A 19,132-nucleotide genomic window follows, 5' to 3' on the forward strand; every position below is an offset into this window, starting at 1 on the left:
ACAAGGGTATGGCTTTTCTAATTTTGATAATTTTAGAAATCGCGTATTAGCTTGTTTCTTGCATTAGATAAAATTATCACCATAAGTTCTGGAGAGCCGCAATGGCTAGCGCGATCGGATACAATGAAGAGGATCAAGTTTTGCAAATAGAATTTAGCAGCGGGTCAGTCTATCAATACAGCGACGTAGAATCGGAAATTTGGGAATCTCTGCAAGAAGCTGATTCTACAGGCCGATTTTTTAACTCCGAGATTAAAGGTTATTATTCCAGCCGGTGCGTAGATGACTCGCTCTAAAACGGATACAAGCCCTCGACTCCTATCCTGGAGAGATTAAAATTTTACACTTAAGTTCGGAATCGGGTGATTCACAGCGCTGCAATTAAATCTCAAATCGAAAAATGGAAAATCGACTGACGGGCGTGTAGTTAGCAGTCGCACAGTGAAGCGGTTTGATTGAAGTGTGAATACTTGCGTAATTTGACCGAAAACATAGATGCGAGGCTAAATTCAAGCAATCTCCTAAAAGCTGAGATTGTTTTTTTGTCAGCCGTGCGATCGATCGCCACACCAAATCATTGCACAAATCCTGTATCTGTGCTTTTGTTTACCTAACTGCTGAGGTGAAAAAGCCCCAGGCCCATGCAAGTCAGCAACAGCTCTTTGCTGGATACGGCGTGTCTTCCCACACATCCCAAAACATAGCTCTTGAGTGATAATGAAGAATAACATAGGATTTACGGAAAAAACCCGGTTCATAGGAAAAAATCTTGAGATTGTCAGCAACTACCAACAAAGAAACCGGGTTTCTAGCCCGCCGCGCGTAAGTCCTGTAATATTGACCAACAAGCACACCTAATTTGAGAGAACCAACTATGATGGCAATTCCCGGCGTTGCAGTTCTCGCTCTCATTTATGAAAGCAGCACTTCCCTGGTTTACCGCGGCCGCAACGAGCAAGACAACCAACCTGTTATTATCAAAATTCTCAAAGAAGACTATCCGACTCCCGAAGAACTGAATAGATACAAACGGGAATATGACATCACTGCCAACTTAAACCAGCTCGACGGAGTTGTTAAAATGCACAGGTTGCAGCAGGTTAGAAATAGTCTGGCAATGATTTTAGAAGATTTTGGTGGCGAATCTTTAAAAATATTTATGGCTACCCAAAAATTTACCTCTTTGGGATTTTTGACCACAGCCATCAAAGTTGCTGAAACTTTGGGAGAGATTCACGCAAAAAATGTAATTCATAAAGATATAAACCCCTCTAATATAGTTTTTAATCCCGCGACTGGACAAGTTAAAGTCATAGATTTTAGCATCTCAAGTGACTCAAATCAGGAAAACGTTGCCAATAAAAATCCCAACTTTTTAGAAGGGACTTTAGCCTATATGTCGCCGGAACAAACCGGCAGAATGAACCGGGTAATCGATTACCGCACGGACTTTTATTCCCTTGGCGTCACCTTCTATGAAGTCCTGGCAGGACAGCTCCCTTTTACCACTACCGATCCCATGGAGTTAGTTCACTGTCACATCGCCAAACAGCCAGTACCTCTCGCTGAACTTTCACCAGAAATTCCTCAAGCTATTTCAGACATTGTGATGAAATTGCTAGCAAAAGCGGCTGAGGATCGCTATCAAAGTGCTTGGGGACTGAAAGCGGATTTGGAATCCTGTCTGTTTCAGTTGCAAACATCTGGGGTTATTTCCGAGTTTGCTCTCGGCAGCCAAGATATTTCTGACAAATTTCAAATTCCTCAAAAACTTTACGGCAGACAGCGAGAAGTTGAAACTCTTTTAGCGGCATTTGAACGGGTAGCAGCAACAAATAATCGAGCCTACCGCATCGAACAGTCCCAAATTTCTGTCATCAAGAAAGAGAGCAAATCGCGCAAAGAAAGTTCCCTGTCAGTGCTCGCGAGAGGACAGCATAAATCCCGCAGCGAGATGATGCTGATTGCTGGTTATTCCGGCATTGGCAAATCTGCAATGGTGAAGATTTTAGACAAACCTATTACCCGCAGGCGCGGCTATTTTATTTGGGGAAAATTTGACCAGTACAAGCGGACTATTCCTTACTCAGCAGTTGTTAGCGCCTTTTCGGAATTGGTGCGACAACTCTTAACTGAAAGCGAAGCTCAATTGGCAGTTTGGCGCGAAAAACTCCGTACTGCTTTCGGGCAAAACGGGCAAATTATTATTGATGTAATTCCCGAAGTAGAACTAATTGTCGGAGCTCAGTCTCCTGTAGCTGAATTGGGGCCGACGGAATCTCTCAACCGCTTTAATTTAGTCTTTCAAAATTTCATTCGCGTATTTTGCCAGCCCGAACATCCGCTGGTAATTTTTCTCGACGATTTGCAGTGGGCTGATTCTGCTACACTCAAATTGATCGAATTGATGATGACAGATGAAGCGACACAATATCTGTTTTTAATTGGCGCTTATCGGGATAATGAAGTCAGTCCCACTCATCCTTTAATGATGACTGTGGAGACGCTGCGAAATCAGGAAGCCATCATTAATGAGATTGCTCTGTCGCCGCTGGGGGTGGACAACATCACTCATTTGATTGCCGAGACTTTGCACAGCGATCGCAAATCGGTCAAACCCTTAGCTGAACTGGTTGTCAGTAAAACAGACGGCAATCCTTTTTTTGTTAATCAATTCCTACAAACATTGTATCAAGAAAATCTGCTAGTTTTTCATCCGCCACAGTTGGGGAGCAAGGGCGGCTGGCATTGGGATATGACTCAAATTGAGCAGTGCGCTATCACTGACAATGTAGTAGATTTGATGGTGCAGAAGTTGAGAAAACTGCCAAGTTCAACGCAGCAGGTTTTGCGTTTAGTGGCTTGTTTGGGCAACGAATTTGACTTAAATACTCTTTCTTTAATTAATGAGAAAGAAGCGTCGGAAACTTTTTCTCACCTGTTGCCGGCGATTAAGTCGGGGCTGATTCTGCCGACTTCGGAATTGGAAAGCAAGTCATTAGATTACGTGCTGTTTCCGCTGTTAATTCTCAATTATAAATTTTTGCACGATCGCGTACAACAAGCAGCTTATGCTTTAATTGATGATTCGCAAAAAAAAGACGTTCACCTGAAAATCGGCAGGCAAATCCTCGAAAATACTCCTGCTGAATATCGCGCTGACAGAATCTTTGAGTTAGTCGATCACTTGAATGTAGCGCGATCGCTAATTCGAGACGAGCGAGAACTAATCGAACTGGCAACCCTGAATTTAGACGCCGCCCGCAGAGCCAAAGATGCCACTGCTTATGTTGCTGCGTTGCAGTATTTAACCGCAGGTATGGACGGTTTAACCGCCGATATCTGGGATTCCCACTACGATTTAGCCTTTGCTCTGCACATGGAGCGCGCTAACGTTGAGTATCTGAACGGCTATTTCGAGCATTCAGAAGAATTTATCAACATAACTTTGCAAAAAGCGCGATCGCCTTTAGAAAAAGTAGAAATTTACAACCTCCTGATCGTGCAGTACACCCTGCGAGCCAAATACGAGGAAGCAGTTAAAGCTGGAATCAAAGCCTTGAACTTGCTGGGCATTGACTTGCCGCTAGACGGGCTGCAAAAAGTCATAGCCGAAGAATTTGCAGCAGCCACAAACTTTTTAGCAGGTAGAGAAATAGCTTCCCTGATTGACGCTCCCGAAATGACAGTACCCGACAAAAAAGTCGCAGTCAAATTAATCACCAACTTCTTAACATCAGCTTACCTCAGCAATCCCGACTTGTGGAAAGTCAGCGTTTTAAAAGGAGTCAATCTTTCTCTCACCTACGGTTTAGTACCCGAAGCATCTCTCTGCTACGCAGGCTACGGTATGTTCTTAAACGCTGTTTCGGGAGATTACAAAGCCGCGTATCAATTTGCCATGCTATCGCTGAATTTGAGTGAAAAATCTGGCAATATCGGCTTGAAGTGCAGAGCTTGTTCTTCGCTGGTTAGTATTTTTCATTACTGGTTCAACCATATTAAAGAGGCACACGCAATCAGTAATGAAGGATATCAAGCAGCTTTAGAATCAGGAGATTTAGAATATGCCGGTTATATCCTATCCAACCGCATAGCCAATTACTTTTTTCAAGGCAAAGAAATATCGCAAATTCTGGCAGACACGAGCAGGTATTTGCAGTTCAGCCAAAAAACCAAAAATCAGCTTGTTACCGATACATTATTAGGAGTGGAGCTGATACTGCGTAACTTGAGCCAACTCACTGTTGACAAGTTTGTCTTTGAAAGCGACGATATGAGCGAAGCTGAATACGTACAAAACTGTCAAGCTCATCAAAATTTGTACTCGCTTTGCCTTTACCAGATTCGCAAATGCCAGGTAATGTACTGGTATGGCAACTTCAATGAAGCACTACAACTAGCATTGGAAGTAGAAAAGCAACTATCTTTTATTACCGGAGCGATACCCGCTACCGAGTGGAATTTTTTCTTTTCTCTAGTTTTAGCTGCCGTTTTTCCCAATGTTTCAAAAAGCAAGCAAAAACAATATCTGGAAAAGTTAGAAGCCAATCAAAAACAGATGAAAATCTGGGCTGATAACTGTCGTGAAAACTTTCTGCACAAGTATCTTTTAGTACAAGCAGAAATAGCCAGAATTACTAAGAAAGATTCAGAAGCTGTAGAGCTTTACGATTTCTCGATCAATTTAGCTCAAGACAATGAGTTTGTCCAAAATGAAGCCCTCGCTAACGAACTAGCCGCCAAGTTTTGGTTGAGTAAAGGCAAATATCAATATGCCAAAATCCACTTGCGCGAAGCTCACTCGTGCTACTTGCGCTGGGGTGCAGTCCGCAAAGTTGAAGATTTAGAACAGAAGTATCCCCAGTTGCGGGAAATGACGCCGCTCAACGGCAGTTTTCACAACAATCAAACTACCACAACTATTCATACTTCTACTGGAAGCGATGCGAGAGTGCTGGATTTAGCAACTGTAATGAAAGCATCTCTGGCAATTTCCAGCGAAATTGTCCTAGACAAATTGCTGGCTTCTTTGATGAGGATATCCCTCGAAAACGCAGGCGCACAATCCGGGTTTTTAATTTTGGTGAGAGATGAAAAACTGTTGATTTCTGCCAAAGCGTCAGTAATTGCTGAAGATGTAGCAGTGCTGCAATTTACGCCTGTGGAAGAATGTCAGGATTTGCCTGTTACGGTGATTAATTATGTGGAAAGGACTCGCTCGGACTTGGTGTTGAGCAATGCTGTGGCTGAGGGGCGATTTACTGCCGATCCTTACATCGCCAAACACCAGCTCAAATCTCTTTTGTGTACGCCGATTGTCAATCAAGGCAAACTAATTGGGATTCTTTATTTAGAAAACAATTTAACACTCGGGGCTTTTACGGCGCATAGATTGGAAGTTTTAAGGCTGCTTTCTTCGCAAGTTGCTATTTCTTTGGAAAATGCTCTGCTTTACAATTCTGTGGAGCAGAAAGTGCAAGAGCGGACGTATGAGTTAAATGACAAGAATGAGCGTTTAGAACAAACTTTGCTGGAGCTGAAACTAACTCAAGCTCAATTAATTCAAACTGAAAAAATGTCGAGTTTGGGGCAAATGGTGGCTGGTGTTGCTCACGAAATTAATAACCCTGTAAGTTTTATCTACGGCAATCTCAATCCAGCTAGCGACTACGTGAAAGACTTGCTGAAGTTGATTGAGCTTTACCAGCAGCACTATCCCGAACCTGCTGATGAAATCATCGAGGAAATAGAAACAATTGAACTGGAATTTTTGAGCGAAGATTTGCAAAAGCTGCTGGATTCTATGAAAGTCGGAGCGGAAAGAATCCGGGATATTGTGTTGAGTTTGCGGAATTTCTCGCGCCTGGATGAAGCGCAAATGAAGTCGGTTAATATCGATGAAGGCATAGACAGTACAGTGATGTTGCTGCAACCCCGCCTGAGAAAAGAAGGTGGCCGTTTGGGAATTGAGGTGATTAAAAATTACAGCAAGCTACCGTTAATTACTTGTTATGCGTCGCAGTTGAATCAGGTATTTATGAATATTTTGACAAATGCGATCGATGCGCTGCTGTTGGCAAGAGATTGCCCGGAAAGCTCTCATAAACAGCCTACTATTACAATTTCTACGGAGGTGACCGATCGCAATTCTGCTATTATTAGAATGGCTGATAGTGGGCCAGGGATGAGCAGTGAGGTGCTGCACAAGATATTCGATCCGTTTTTTACAACTAAGCCGGTGGGTTCGGGAACTGGTTTGGGATTATCGATTTCGCACTCGATTGTTGTGAGTTCTCATGGCGGAAAGTTGAGTTGTGTTTCTGCACCTGGAGAGGGGACTGAGTTTATTATTGAAATTCCGATCGCCCCCAAGCAAGTTTTGTAAGGAAGAAAGGGGGAATATCTGGTGAATATTGGGTGAATATTGGGTGAATATTGGGTGAATTTCCGTTGGATACCCGGCGAATGGAATTCGCGGCTACACAAACAATGTCCGCCTCCGCGGACTAAGAAAGAAAGAAAGAAAGAAAGAGAGAAAGGACGAATGGAATTCGTGGCTACACAAACAATGTCCGCGCAACGCGAGACTAAGAAAATTGTATTTGGCGGTACAATTGGCCGATCGCAATTTCGACATCCACTGATTCCAGTCGCAAAGTATCGCCCAAACCGTACTCCGACAGCACCCACAGCCCTTGTTCGTTGCGCCGAAACAGCTCTACTCCGGGCTGTTCGACTTGCACCAAGACGTACTCTTGCAGCGTTGAAAATTGGCGATATTTAGCAAATTTTGCGCCACGATCCAAAGCTTCCGTTGAAGGTGACAAAACTTCGACAATCAAGGAAGGAAATTGTACCAATTGCGGATCGTTATCGCGATCGTCGCAAGTTACGACAACATCAGGATAAAAATACTTTCGCCCTGGTTCCACTTGGACTTTTACATCCGCCATGTACATCTCGCAAGGGCGATCGACAAGGGCATCATCTAGAACCTTGGAGAAGTTGAAGGTAATCCGATTGTGATTGCGGGTTCCGCCACTCATAGCGACGACTTCGCCATCCCAATACTCGTAGCGTTCTTCTTGGGTGGGTTCCCAAGTCAGGTATTCTTCTGCGCTCATCAATAGGCGATCGGGTAAAGCAACCATAATGCGATGCAAACTAGATACCAGTTTTTTTGCTTATGCCATTTTATCACCTCAGCGCACAATTAATTGACCGAATAAACCGCTTTCTCCCGACCCTTCTTTTTCCAGCAGACACGCTTCTAATTCAAACAAGCGGCGGTAGGTGAGGGAATAATTTGTGACTGGATGCTTCCAGGTTTCTGGTTTGCGGGATTCGTACAAACCGATCAGTTTGCCGTAGCCGGGGGCGATCGAGTTTGATCGATCGCCCCGAAGGTCGAAATCTGCTTGCACTTCGCACTGCTTGCGGTTGATGGAGGCGATCGCGCTTATGTCAACGATCGCCACTCGGAAGATTTCGATCGAATCTAGGGTTGTCTTTCATTCAAGGTAATCGTGGTAATCTCACTCCGCGGTAACGGCCAAACCAGAAACCACAGGCGCGATCGCATTTAACCTCAAAACAGGATGCTCACCTTCCACCTGACGGCAATTCCAGTCATTCCTAAATAACAAAACCGGCCTTCCCCAACAATCCTTCACCGTCACAGTATTAAACAGCCGTCCCACCTTGGCCAGCGCATCCCAACCGCCATCTACCCAACGAGCTACACTGTAAGGCAACATATCGATCGTAGTTTCGACATTATATTCCGACTGCATTCGGAACTGCACCACTTCAAATTGCAACTGTCCCACAGCCGCCAAAATTGGTTCGCGTTTCGACTCATCAACCGAATACATAATTTGCACAGCGCCCTCTTCCTGCAACTCCGAAACACCTTTGCGGAACTGCTTAAACTTAGAAGGATTCGGATTTCTCAAAAAGGCAAAAAGTTCCGGCGAAAAACAGGGAATCCCTTCATATTCGACTTTTTGACCGGTGAAAATAGTATCGCCGATCGCAAAAACCCCCGGATTGTTCAAACCGATAACATCGCCCGGATACGCAACCTCGATCGACTCCCGATCCTGAGCAAATAACTTTTGAGGTCTTGACAAACGCACCGTTTTACCAGTCCGAGCGTGAGTGACGTTCATGTCCTTTTCAAACTTGCCGGTACAAACGCGAATAAACGCCACGCGATCGCGATGTCTCGGATCCATATTCGCTTGCAACTTAAACACAAACCCGGTAAAATCTTCGTAAGTTGGCGGAAGTTCCCCGGCGCTGCTGTTGCGGGCGATCGGCTTCATGGCGTAATCTAAAAACGCATCCAAAAACAGCTCGACCCCAAAATTGCTCATCGCACTACCAAAGAAAACGGGAGTCATTTTCCCAGCGCGAACGGAGTCTAAATCGAGTTCAGTTCCCAACTCATCCAACAGTTCCAACTCTTCTTTGAGCTGATAGTAAAGGTCTTGTTCCAACAAATCCTCAATGCGCGGATCGCCCAATTCGATCACCGTATCAACAGCAGCGCGAGAACCGTGTTTAGTCCGCTCGAACAAGTGAATTTTGCGCCCTCTGCGATCGAAAACACCTTTAAAGCGATCGCCCGTACCGATCGGCCAATTCACCGGATAAGTCTGCAACCCCAATTCCTTCTCAATTTCGTCCAACAAATCCAAAGGATCTCTGCTAGGGCGATCGAGCTTATTAAAGAAAGTAAAAATAGGCAAACGTCGCAACTTACAAACTTCAAATAACTTGCGAGTTTGCGGTTCCAAACCCTTAGCAGCATCCTCAAGCATCACCGCATTATCAGCAGCCGCCAGAGTACGATAAGTATCTTCACTAAAATCTTGGTGTCCGGGAGTATCGAGCAGATTAATGTGATAATTTTGATATTCAAACTGCAAAACAGTAGAAGTAATCGAAATTCCCCGCTGCTGTTCCATCGCCATCCAGTCAGAAGTAGCGTGTCGCTGAGCCCGCCGTGCTTTCACAGAACCTGCTTCGTGAATTGCACCTCCGTAAAGCAGCAGCTTTTCTGTCAAAGTAGTTTTTCCCGCGTCAGGGTGGGAGATAATAGCAAAGTTGCGCCGGCGCTCAACAGCAGTTAGCAGTTCAGTTTCGAGTTCTGTTGTCATCACAAAATAGGTAGGGGAATCATCACCCGATCGCCATTATAGCCTGTGCTAGAGTTGCTATTAAAGGTAAAATTATCACTAAAGTCAAGGAATCAAAGTAATATGTACGACTCCGACAAGCGGAAGCTGCTATCACTGGTGTGTCACGGGGCGATTTTTTTCAGCACGTTAGTTTTATCGATCGGAGCGCCGATCGCTGTATTGTTAGTATCTGATGACCCCGTTGTCAAAGAAAACGCCACCGAAGCCATCAATTTTCACTTGAATGTATGGGTGTACAGCGCTGTGATTGTGGCGTTAACTGTGGTGACTTTTGGGCTTGCCGGGTTTATCCTAGTGCCGCTAGGTTATCTCCTACATTGGGGACTGACAATCATGGCTATTATCCACGTGTTGCAAACTCCAAACGAAGCTTACCGCTACCCTTTTATTTTCCGAATAGTTTAGACAGCAAATCGCGCTTCATTATCGATTTTAAACAACCCGATTTCTTCAATAGACCTCTTGCAAAAATCCTTTTAACCAAATTTTGGGACGGGCTAGAAGCCCATCCCACAAGAAAAAAGATTTTTGTGGGATGGGCTTCTAGCCCGGTTTTTAATTGTTTGATAGCAGAAGGAAGAAGGAAGAAGGAAGAAGGAAGAAGGAAGAGGAAAGAAGGAAGAAGGAATAAACTATCCGCAATTCCCAATTCCCAATTCCCAATTCCCAATTCCCAATTCCCGATTCCCAATATTCATCGCATTTCAGGAACTCTCACAGCATCAGGAGGCGGCATAACCGCTTCCTTAGCATTCAACTTGATATTCAACTCGCGAATCCGGCGCGACAGCAAGCGAATAATATTAACAGCAATTCCCGGCGTTTCATCGATCGCATCATAAAGCTGCATTTGAGTCAGCATCAAACACTCCGATTGTTCCAGAGTCGAAATAGAAGCCGATCGAGGTTCCGCATCAAATAGCGACATTTCCCCGAAACAAGCCCCCGCCTTCAACTGTGCCAAATCCCGATCGCCTATATGCACCCGCACCGTACCCGATACCAAGATATAGAGCGATCGACCTTCTTGTCCTTCCGTAAAAATCCTGTGCTTAGAAGGAAACGAAAGTTCGTCCATTACCGATGCTAGACGGACAAGAAAATCATCCCGCAGTTCCTTAAAAATCGGAACTTCCCTGACAAACAATAGGCGTTCGACGCTAGTTAACATAATGCGATGCAGTGATTAATTTAAACTTTAACAAAGGAAGGGGAATTGGGCATTGGGCATTGGGCATTGGGAATTGGGCATTAGGTATTGGGAATTAGGTATTGAAGATAGTTTCTTTTTGTTCCTTCTTCCTTCTTCCTTCTTCCTTCTTCCTTCTTCCTTCTTCCCTCTTCCTTCTTTACCTTTTCCCCCCAGCACCCAACTCTGCCATCATCTCTTCAACTTGAGCTGATACCAAATTATCGGGGTCATTTTGCAGCCTCGGCAACAATTCGAGCAAAGCCCGCGGTGAAGCTATTTTCAAATAGGCTAACACTGCTTCGCGGACAAAACCCGTCGGGTGTTGCAGACAGACAAGAGTTTGTTGGGCGGTAAGGCTCCAACGCGCTTCCCTCGCCAAGTGAAAACAGCAAGCTAAAGTCCAATCCGAAAGGAAATGGCGCAATTCCAGTAAGCGGCGCAAACGATCGCTCGGGGATAGAGGTTTGTACACCATTAATTCCGAGAGATTGCTCAATTTCTCTCTTTCCGAGTGCTGATCCAACAAATTGATCAGCGATCGCTTCTTAGCGATATCCACAGTATTGTCGAGAATTTCCAATCCCCTAGCCACCAAAGAAGGTTGGCCAGAAGCAATGTTGAAAGCAGCAGCTTGTACGGTGTCCAACGGATAAAGAAACTTCATCAGCAAAAAACATCGTTCCTTAGCATCAGCTTCCAACCCCGCCAGAGCGCGCTGCAACAATTGAGCCGTATCGTTCTCGGGTGCACCCCTGCTGGCATCTCGATCGGCAAAATTGCCATAGGTTGTTACACCAGACAAATCCACCATAGCTGCATAAATTTGACCGATAAACATCAACTCCTGTTCGATAAGAGTTTCCAATCCGCTGCGGCCGATGCGGTCTAGAATCCCTTCTATACCCGCTTCCGATGGCATTTTCAACAGGATGCGGAGGATGTTGCGCCTGGTAGTTCCCCAAGCCGTCATCAAATTGCTGACCAAAATGTCGATCGCCTCCACAGTCCCTATTTGACCGAGAGCCGTCCAAGCTTGCAATCTGACCAAATCTGACTTATGGATATCCTCAGCCAAATAGACGAGCAAAGGAATCGCATCATTGTGAAGTTTGACGATCGCCTGCAAAGCCGCTTCCCGAGTCGATTTGTAACCGAGTCCGCGCAGCAGCGAAGGATAATATTCTTCCGAATGAGTAGAAGAAATCACGTCTAACAGAGCGCAGCGCACTCGCAGAGATTCATCTTGCAACAGATTGGGAATATAAAGCCGCAGTCCTTGCAAATAATCAGCCTCTCCCAGAGCCCGCGTTCCCATCACCCGTTCTCGTTCCATCTTGTGGGTAAGCATTTGGCGCAGCGTATTAGTAGCCTCTGCCTTTTGCTGGCGATCGCCCCTTCTCATAATTAAAGCAGCCGCCGTACCCCGTACTACCGGATCGACATTCGGCTGCAAATAAGGCCGCAAGCTGTCGATATTCGGTTCAGCCTCCGTCAGCCAGATGTAGCGCAAAGCCAAGGCCAGCACCTCCGGCGGCAAGGATTGCTGCGATAGAGCCCGTACAGCTTCTAAATATTCCGGGTTTGGGTGTTGCAGCATTGTTTCCAAGCTCTGGCGCTGCAAAGCCGAAGGTAACACTTCCAGGATCGGCGCCAAAACTTCTCCGACATTTTTCGGGTCAATTTGCGTCAGCAGTTCTATACAAGAGCGCTTTTCATCTTCGCCCCCCGGCTTTTCCAGAGTTTCCACCACTGCGCGTTTGAGAGCTTTCAGGTCAACATCGGTGACGCCCAAGCGCCCCCGTTCAGCACTTTTGACCAACAAACCCACGTATTGAGAGCGGATCAGCCAGACTACAAACAGCCACACCAGGGCCAAAAGTACGATCGCACCTATGAATACCAAGCTTTGGTTGTCATGAAATAGTGTGTCTTTTTCGTCTTGGTGGGGAAGTACCTTGTCTGTCACCCACAGCATAATCAGGATGCCAACTCCTGTCACACCGCAGGACAGAGGTTCGCCCACACCGTTGACTAGAGTTTGAATTCCCGATCGAATATTGTCAGGAATCGGTTGGAACAAAACCGGGCTCACCGTTTCCAACAGCGTGTAGTGCAGCAGTTCGTCCAGAAATCTCAGCAATATCAGTCCGATGAACACAGATACTAGCTGGCCCAGGGATGCTCCTATCGTCAGCACGCCCAGAATAGCGATTCCCGCCGGCAAAATCATCGCCGTCACGAATACACCGATTCGTTCTACCAAGCGGCTGGAGGCGAACCACTGAGTCGCCACTTGAAACAAACCTTGTATGCCTTCGTAAATGCCCAAAAAGCTAGCAATCCAGCTAGCTCCACTAGCGCCGTCCGAAGGGTTTTGGTATTCTAGCTGGCTGTAGAATTGAAAATCTACCAACACATAGAGGACTTCTGCAAGGACGAAAAAACTAACTAGAGGTATGGCGTATTTTTGGAGAGGGCCTGTTATTTTTCGGGCGGTAAATTCTTGTTGGTCGTCTTCGTCCTCGTCATCTGTCCAGTGAGCCGTTTCCGGGAAAGCTTGACGGTATTTTTCTGTGAGGTAGTACAGCAACAGCGAGCCTGTCGCCACCATTAACCCCGATACTAGAGTAACGTTTTTGAGTCCGACTACATAGAGCAAAACTGGCAGAGAAAACCCGCTAACTACCCCAGCCACTAGATAACCACTACTGACTAGCGGATAGGTGCGCTTGATTTCTCTAATATTAAACAGTTGGTTGGAAGTAATGGAAGTATTGAGGTCGTTGAGGACATAGCAAGCTTCCACCCACAGCCACATCAAAAAAATAGTAATAAAAGCGATGCTGATGCCAGCTATCTTAGTATTTTCGTAGCCGATGCCGAATCTAAACAAAAATAGCGGTACCGACATCATTCCCAGAACCGCTACAACGGTGCGTCTCAGCGGCAGGATTTTTTGCATCCACGAGTAGACAAATCCCAAACCAGAACCAATAAAGGCGCTGGCTATATAGATAAAGGGCATTTTGTCCGCACCGAATTCGTCTAAAAACAGACCTACCGTGCTGAGTTCCAGCCAGATCAGCCCGACGGAGGTTAGAGTGTAGACGAGGAACATCAGTATGGTTCGCTCTACTTCTTCCGATCGCAGGTTGAGCGATCGCAGCACTCCTTTTCCTGCTCCCGCCCAAGCGCTGATTTGAAAATTTTCCATGCTTAAGAGTGCGTAGATATCCCGATTTTAGATTTTAGATTTTAGATTTTAGACTTCGGCTAGCGCGAGCATCGAACGATTTTAGATTTGCTCCACAGATGGAATCTAGGAGCTGGAACTTTGGTCTAAAATTTTTGTTTTGACCCTCGACGACTAGAGTCGGAAACCTATATCCTTTTTGGGGCGTGGCAATTAGTCTACCGTCACCAGTCTATTACTATTGACTGATGACTGATGACTGATGACTAATTGCTCATAACTATTTTTTCGGCGACAGCAGCATCATCATACTGCGGCCTTCTTTTTTCGGCGCTTGCTGCACCTCTGCGATTTCCTGCAAATCTGTGGCCATGCGCTTGAGCAAGTCCTCTGCTAGGTTACTGTGTTGGATTTCCCGACCTCTGAACATGATCGTGGCTTTTACTTTGTCCCCAGATTTGATAAAGCGGTCTGCTAGTTTGAGGCGCACTTGGTAGTCGTGTTCTTCAATTTTATAGCGCATCTTCACTTCCTTCACGTCAGCAGTGTGTTGCTTCCGTTTAGCTTCTCGCGCTTTCTTTTCCTGCTCGAATTTGTACTTCCCGTAGTCCATGACGCGACATACAGGCGGGTCAGCTTTGTCGCTGACAAGTACGAGGTCGAGTTCTTTTTCTTCTGCCAGACGCAGCGCTTCTGCGGGTGTCAATATCCCTAGTTGCGCGCCGTCGGTATCGATCACCCGGATTTTGGGGTATCGAATATTTTCGTTAATCTGGGGTAGGTTGCGATTTTGTCTTCTTTCAATCACAGGCATGAATGGTTTTACAATCAGTAGTTTAATATTGAAGCTTCTTGATAATTACAGGTTCGATCGACCAATCTTTCATTTTGTCCGATCGAGCTATTTTGTAAGGTGTTACCCTTACCGGACGTACTACCGCGCCCTCTCTCCCCTCAGCTAAAGCCTTAGGGAATATTTGGACTATCGTAAATGAATTCTTACAATACCTGTTATTCTACTCAGTCTGGCTAAGTTTCTGCTTAGTTTTATTTTAACTTCACACACGATCGCCCGCCCCCGTGCCAGATTGATGGTAAAAAGGTCGCAAATTCCCGGTAAATCGTTAAAAATCAGCTAAAACGGCTTTTATTAGCTAATCTAGCCAGTCCGCTCCGTTCCCCAAGTCCCCTGATTTGCCTTGTAGAATGGGTATAAGCAAATGTAAATTTATGTTGCGAGCTGAGGCAAAATTGACAAATTATCTGCACTGGCACCAACGGGTAGGAACTCAACGAGACTGGGTGTGGCGCGGTTGGCAAACTCGCTACAGCTATTTGCGGCCGGCTTTGGGGAACAATCAAGGCGCGATCGATCTTCCAGATGCTGCTACCAAACCAATAGCCTCCGCCACATCAAGCACCCCAATTATTTTACTGCACGGGTTTGGAGCTTCGATCGGTCATTGGCGTCAAAATCTCGGCCCCCTCGCTGAAAAACATACAGTTTACGCCTTGGATTTGTTGGGTTTTGGCGCTTCCCAAAAAGCTCCCGTTAACTACTCTGTGTCTTTGTGGGTCGATCAAGTGTATGATTTTTGGCTGACTTTTATCAGAGAGCCGGTAGTATTGGCAGGAAATTCGATCGGTTCCCTGATTTGTCTGGCCGCCGCCGCCGCTCACCCGGAGATGGTGGCCGGCACGGTGATGATTAGCCTCCCAGACCCCTCTGTGCGAGCCGAGGCGGTGCCAGGATGGCTGTTACCCGCGATCGAAGCTGTGGAAAGCTGGTTTGTTTCTCCGCTCATCCTCAGGCCTCTGTTTGCTTTCGTCCGCAAACCTTCAGTTGTCCGCCGCTGGGTCGGCTTTGCCTACGCCAACCCGGAATCTGTTACCGACGAATTAGTGGACATTCTATCAGGGCCTGCGGGCGATCGGGGAGCAGCCCGTACCTTCTGCGCTGTATTTAAAGCTGTAGGCAGTTCACAATTCAGCCCCGGTGTCAAGACTGTACTGCGAAATTCCACAATCCCGATGCTGTTAATTTGGGGCAAACAAGACCGGATGATTCCCCCTCGGTTCGCCCGGCCCCACCAATTTGTCGAATGCAATCCCCAGTATGTAGAGCTAGTTGAATTAGACAATGCCGGCCACTGTCCCCAGGATGAATGCCCGGAACAAGTAAATGAAGCAATTTTGAACTGGATCGATCGAAATTTTGCAGCTAAGGTGAGTTGATTTATTTAATTTTATGGTCGCTTTTTTCAGCAATTTAGAGATTGACAGAATCGCCAAGATACTGTATCTTCTCTAACTGGTAGTATACGTGGGAGTTATGCAGTTAGTCGAAAGGCAGGTCATCAAACCAAATCACAGGTTTTTGCCAGAAGCCGATCGATTGTTTCTGGTGTCGCAAAAACTTGACAACTGCGATAACAATATCTCCGGTCAAAACTTTTCCCCCGTCAAGCAACCAATCCTTTGGCTGTCGATCGTATACGCTCAAAGACTGTTGGTGACAAAGCATTAGGCACCAAACAAAGTGAGACAAAATATTCTCCATTTACAGTTAACAGCATTGACTGGCTATCATCGTTTAAGATTAGCGATGCCGGAAACCTAACTAACAACTAAGTTTCCATTACTACCCAAAATGTCCGACTGTAACAATGCCATAAAAAAAGACGGAAGAGGCGCTATGTAGTTGTATGTCAATGTCAAGCTGTGAGAGACAATGATTTTATAAAAGGATATGCCAGTTGGTCTGGAACTAATATTTAGCTGCATTCAAAAGTCATTTCAATCTGGGAAATCCTGATCATGCTGAAAGTAGGTTGTTAAGTTATCAAGGTAGCCTATGAAAAGTTAGAAGACAATGCAACTGTCAAACGGATTATTACCCTTACTGTAACTATCTCTATCCATTAAAGACCCGTCGTACAGATTCCTTGAAGAGCGTTCAACAGTTGACAGTTGACAGTTGACAGTTGACAGTTGACCGAAGGAGAGCGACCTCTACCTAGAAGGATGAGGATTGGAGTAATGAATAGTCTGATTTTAAATTCTCCCGATCGGGGTTCCGGCTTTCAACCAATTCTTTCTGGTAAAATTTCAACTTCTAACTTCAAGAAATAAGGGTTAATTGCTCCTATAAATAGTAGCAGCACCAGATCGTCCGGATATTATGAATTGCTGAAACCATTGACTTTATTGCTTCTGAGTTCTCTGGCGACGATAGATAATTAAAGTTTTCTAACCGATCGCATTTTAAAAATCCCGATCGCGTGCTCGTTGCCGAACTTCCTTCTTCCTTTTGCTATAAATACCTTCCCTTGTGCCAACAATTTCTCAGTCAGCTTATAACCGATCGCCCCCAAGTATGCAGGAAAGTTCCAAAATGTCATAATTGGGGATTTGGCGGCCAGTTAACGCATAAAAAAGTCATTTAGCCAACAACTGACGGCCCCTGGCCCCCGGTCTGCTGGCGGCGAACTGCTGAAAGCCACTCGGGCAAGCAGCACCCTTCCAGCTTTTAGCAGTAACGCAAACGAGGAAAAAACTGTCGTGAAATTCCACTGGCTACTACCAAGTTTCTTAAGTGTATTTTTGCTCGCCGGAGCCGCCGAAGCAGCTAGACTGCAATCTTGGCGGTTTGATGCTTCAGAGAACCGGCTCTACATTAGAACAGAGGGGGGAGTCCAACCCAAGGCTCAACTGATTTTCAACCCCACGCGATTGGTAATCGACTTACCGGGGACGAGTCTGGGCAGTCCCTCGGTCAACAAACCGCTGTCAGGGGCGATCGAATCTGTGCGAGTAGGACAGTTTGACGACGATACCACCAGAATAGTCGTCGAACTCAAAGACGGGTTTACTCTAGACCCCCAGCAAGTAAAATTTCGGGGCATTTCTGCCAGCGAGTGGACAGTAGATTTGCCCGCACCGGTACGGGGAGGAACTCAAAATTCGATCTCAGAACCCGGGGGAGAAAGATTATCGGTTGAACCTTCAGCAAGGGAAACCCAATCTGCTGAAGCGACTGTAGTTCAGAACGTTCAGGTGACGGCGGACGGTTTTTTGATCCGTACTGCCGGTGGCAACCCCCAAATTAATTTTCAACAAAGTCGGGCCGGGGACATCGCCACCCTCGATATTGAAGGAGCTACTTTAGCTCCGGGCGCGGGCGGCCAACAGCCTCAAACTAACGGCAAGCACGGAGTTGACAAGATTGAAGTCCGGCAATTGCCAACAGATCCGCCCGTTACCCGCGTAACTTTGCGGATGAAGAGTTCTAATACTCAGTGGCGCGCTTCTGTCGGCAATTCTGGCTCGGTTGTGCTATCGCCAGGAGGCACGAGTCCGCCAATCCTGACGCGCTCCCAACCCCTAACTGTTGGGAGACCAGCTCAAGGAAGTTTAGCGAGAGTTCAGTCCATTGATTTAGCGAGTAACGGCACGCAATTCGTGGTGAGAACTGACCGCCAAGTCTCCTATACCAGCGGGTGGGATCAATCATCGAAAGCTTACTGGATTCGGCTTGCTTCTAGTTCTCTGGCGGGGCAAATTCCTCAGCTCGATGGCAACAGTCCTGTATCGTTTACCGCCAGCCAGGAAGACGCGGAGACTGTGGTGATTTGGGTGCAGCCGCGATCGGGGGTACAGGTAGGCAGGGTGACGAGACCTAACCCGCAGATGCTGTCTTTGCAATTGCGATCGAGTGCTAGCGCGCAGTCACCTTTGACTCGCGATCCAAATCCGCAGCCGTTGCCGAGAATGAGTATAGGAGCGGGTGATTTGCCCCAAGGTTCTAACCGTCGTTTCGTAGTGGCGATCGATCCTGGCCACGGCGGCCGCGATCCGGGTGCCGTCGGGATTGGGGGCATTCAGGAGAAGGAAATTGTTTTAGATATCTCATATCAGGTGGCAAGGCTGCTAGAACAGCAGGGCGTGCAAGCCGTAATGACTCGGACTGACGACAGCGAAATTGACCTAGAACCGAGAGTTTCTTTAGCATCACGGGTGAATGCTACTTTGTTTGTCAGCATTCACGCCAACGCGATTAATATGAGTCGCCCGGATATTAGCGGGATTGAGACTTATTATTTCGATAGCGGGGAAGATTTAGCCCGGGTGATTCACGCCAGTATTTTGGATGGGACGGGGGCGAAAGACCGTCGGGTGCGGCAGGCGAGATTTTATGTTTTGAGGAAGAGTGCTATGCCTTCTGTGTTGCTGGAAGTCGGTTTTGTCACAGGTGCTGAGGATGCTGCTAAACTTTCCGATCCAGCTTACCGGAGTCAAATGGCGGCTTCGATCGCTCGTGGCATTTTATATTATCTTCAACAAAGATAATGGGCATTGGGCATTGGGCATTGGGCATTGGGAATCGGGCATTGGTAATTGGTAATTGGTAATTGGTAATTGGGAATTGGGAATTGGGAATTGGGCATTGGGCATTGGCCAAACAGGGCATTGGGCATTGGTAATTGGTAAGGGAGCATCTAAGTTTTGCATTTACAGTGCGAGCGTCCCCGCTCGCGT

13 protein-coding genes are annotated in these 19,132 nt (G+C 46.4%); 6 read left to right on the top strand and 7 right to left on the bottom strand.

Annotation, left to right across the window (positions count from 1 at the left end; genetic code table 11):
• The first annotated feature begins 101 nt into the window (after positions 1-101).
• A complete protein-coding gene (locus JGK22_RS17035; protein WP_293313256.1) occupies positions 102-296 on the top strand; it encodes a KTSC domain-containing protein in 195 nt (64 codons plus the stop codon).
• A 578-nt stretch (positions 297-874) separates the two neighbouring features.
• Complete coding sequence (locus JGK22_RS17040; RefSeq protein WP_293190540.1) at positions 875-6,388, top strand: ATP-binding sensor histidine kinase; 5,514 nt, start codon at positions 875-877, stop codon at positions 6,386-6,388.
• Positions 6,389-6,590: 202 nt separating this feature from the next.
• On the opposite strand, the gene JGK22_RS17045 is transcribed toward JGK22_RS17040, so the two are convergent.
• From JGK22_RS17045 to prfC, 3 genes are read right to left on the bottom strand one after another with little or no spacing between them, the layout of a single operon-like run.
• Positions 6,591-7,154, bottom strand: coding sequence for a Uma2 family endonuclease (locus JGK22_RS17045; RefSeq protein WP_293313258.1), 564 nt, complete (start codon positions 7,152-7,154; stop codon positions 6,591-6,593).
• Positions 7,155-7,205: 51 nt separating this feature from the next.
• Positions 7,206-7,481, bottom strand: coding sequence for a hypothetical protein (locus JGK22_RS17050; protein WP_293313260.1), 276 nt, complete (start codon positions 7,479-7,481; stop codon positions 7,206-7,208).
• Between the two features lie 57 nt (positions 7,482-7,538).
• The gene (prfC, locus tag JGK22_RS17055) at positions 7,539-9,167 is read right to left on the bottom strand and encodes a peptide chain release factor 3 (RefSeq protein ID WP_293183303.1); all 1,629 of its coding nucleotides are present in this window, start codon (positions 9,165-9,167) and stop codon (positions 7,539-7,541) included.
• Positions 9,168-9,269: 102 nt separating this feature from the next.
• On the opposite strand from prfC, the gene JGK22_RS17060 reads away from it, so the two are divergent.
• The gene (locus JGK22_RS17060) at positions 9,270-9,614 is read left to right on the top strand and encodes a DUF4870 domain-containing protein (RefSeq protein WP_293183305.1); all 345 of its coding nucleotides are present in this window, start codon (positions 9,270-9,272) and stop codon (positions 9,612-9,614) included.
• Between the two features lie 289 nt (positions 9,615-9,903).
• Here JGK22_RS17060 and JGK22_RS17065 read toward each other — a convergent pair whose 3' ends face one another.
• From JGK22_RS17065 to infC, 3 genes are all read right to left on the bottom strand, one after another.
• Positions 9,904-10,380: a cyclic nucleotide-binding domain-containing protein gene (locus JGK22_RS17065; protein ID WP_293156112.1), complete on the bottom strand. Its 477-nt coding sequence runs from the start codon at positions 10,378-10,380 to the stop codon at positions 9,904-9,906.
• A gap of 178 nt (positions 10,381-10,558) precedes the next feature.
• Positions 10,559-13,615, bottom strand: a complete 3,057-nt coding sequence (locus JGK22_RS17070; protein WP_293313262.1) for a HEAT repeat domain-containing protein — start codon at positions 13,613-13,615, stop codon at positions 10,559-10,561.
• Positions 13,616-13,874: 259 nt separating this feature from the next.
• A complete protein-coding gene (gene infC, locus JGK22_RS17075; protein WP_265239585.1) occupies positions 13,875-14,408 on the bottom strand; it encodes a translation initiation factor IF-3 in 534 nt (177 codons plus the stop codon).
• Between the two features lie 416 nt (positions 14,409-14,824).
• On the opposite strand from infC, the gene JGK22_RS17080 reads away from it, so the two are divergent.
• Together JGK22_RS17080 and JGK22_RS17085 are read left to right on the top strand one after the other, a co-directional pair.
• Positions 14,825-15,829 carry an alpha/beta fold hydrolase gene (locus tag JGK22_RS17080; RefSeq protein ID WP_293184656.1) on the top strand — a complete coding sequence of 335 codons (1,005 nt, stop codon included), beginning with the start codon at positions 14,825-14,827 and terminating at the stop codon, positions 15,827-15,829.
• Positions 15,830-15,926: 97 nt separating this feature from the next.
• On the top strand, positions 15,927-16,121 hold the full coding sequence (locus tag JGK22_RS17085) for a hypothetical protein (RefSeq protein WP_293184659.1): 195 nt from the start codon (positions 15,927-15,929) through the stop codon (positions 16,119-16,121).
• A 712-nt stretch (positions 16,122-16,833) separates the two neighbouring features.
• Here the strand turns inward: JGK22_RS17085 and JGK22_RS17090 are convergent.
• Positions 16,834-16,995 (bottom strand): hypothetical protein, encoded by a 162-nt coding sequence (locus JGK22_RS17090; protein WP_293184661.1) that lies wholly within the window; start codon positions 16,993-16,995, stop codon positions 16,834-16,836.
• Positions 16,996-17,155: 160 nt separating this feature from the next.
• Here JGK22_RS17090 and JGK22_RS17095 point away from each other — a divergent pair, with 160 nt between their 5' ends.
• On the top strand, positions 17,156-18,943 hold the full coding sequence (locus JGK22_RS17095; RefSeq protein ID WP_293313264.1) for an N-acetylmuramoyl-L-alanine amidase: 1,788 nt from the start codon (positions 17,156-17,158) through the stop codon (positions 18,941-18,943).
• Positions 18,944-19,132: the final 189 nt, after the last annotated feature.

The sequence above is a fragment of the Microcoleus sp. PH2017_08_TRC_O_A genome, assembly GCF_020738665.1.
Taxonomy (GTDB): domain Bacteria; phylum Cyanobacteriota; class Cyanobacteriia; order Cyanobacteriales; family Microcoleaceae; genus Microcoleus.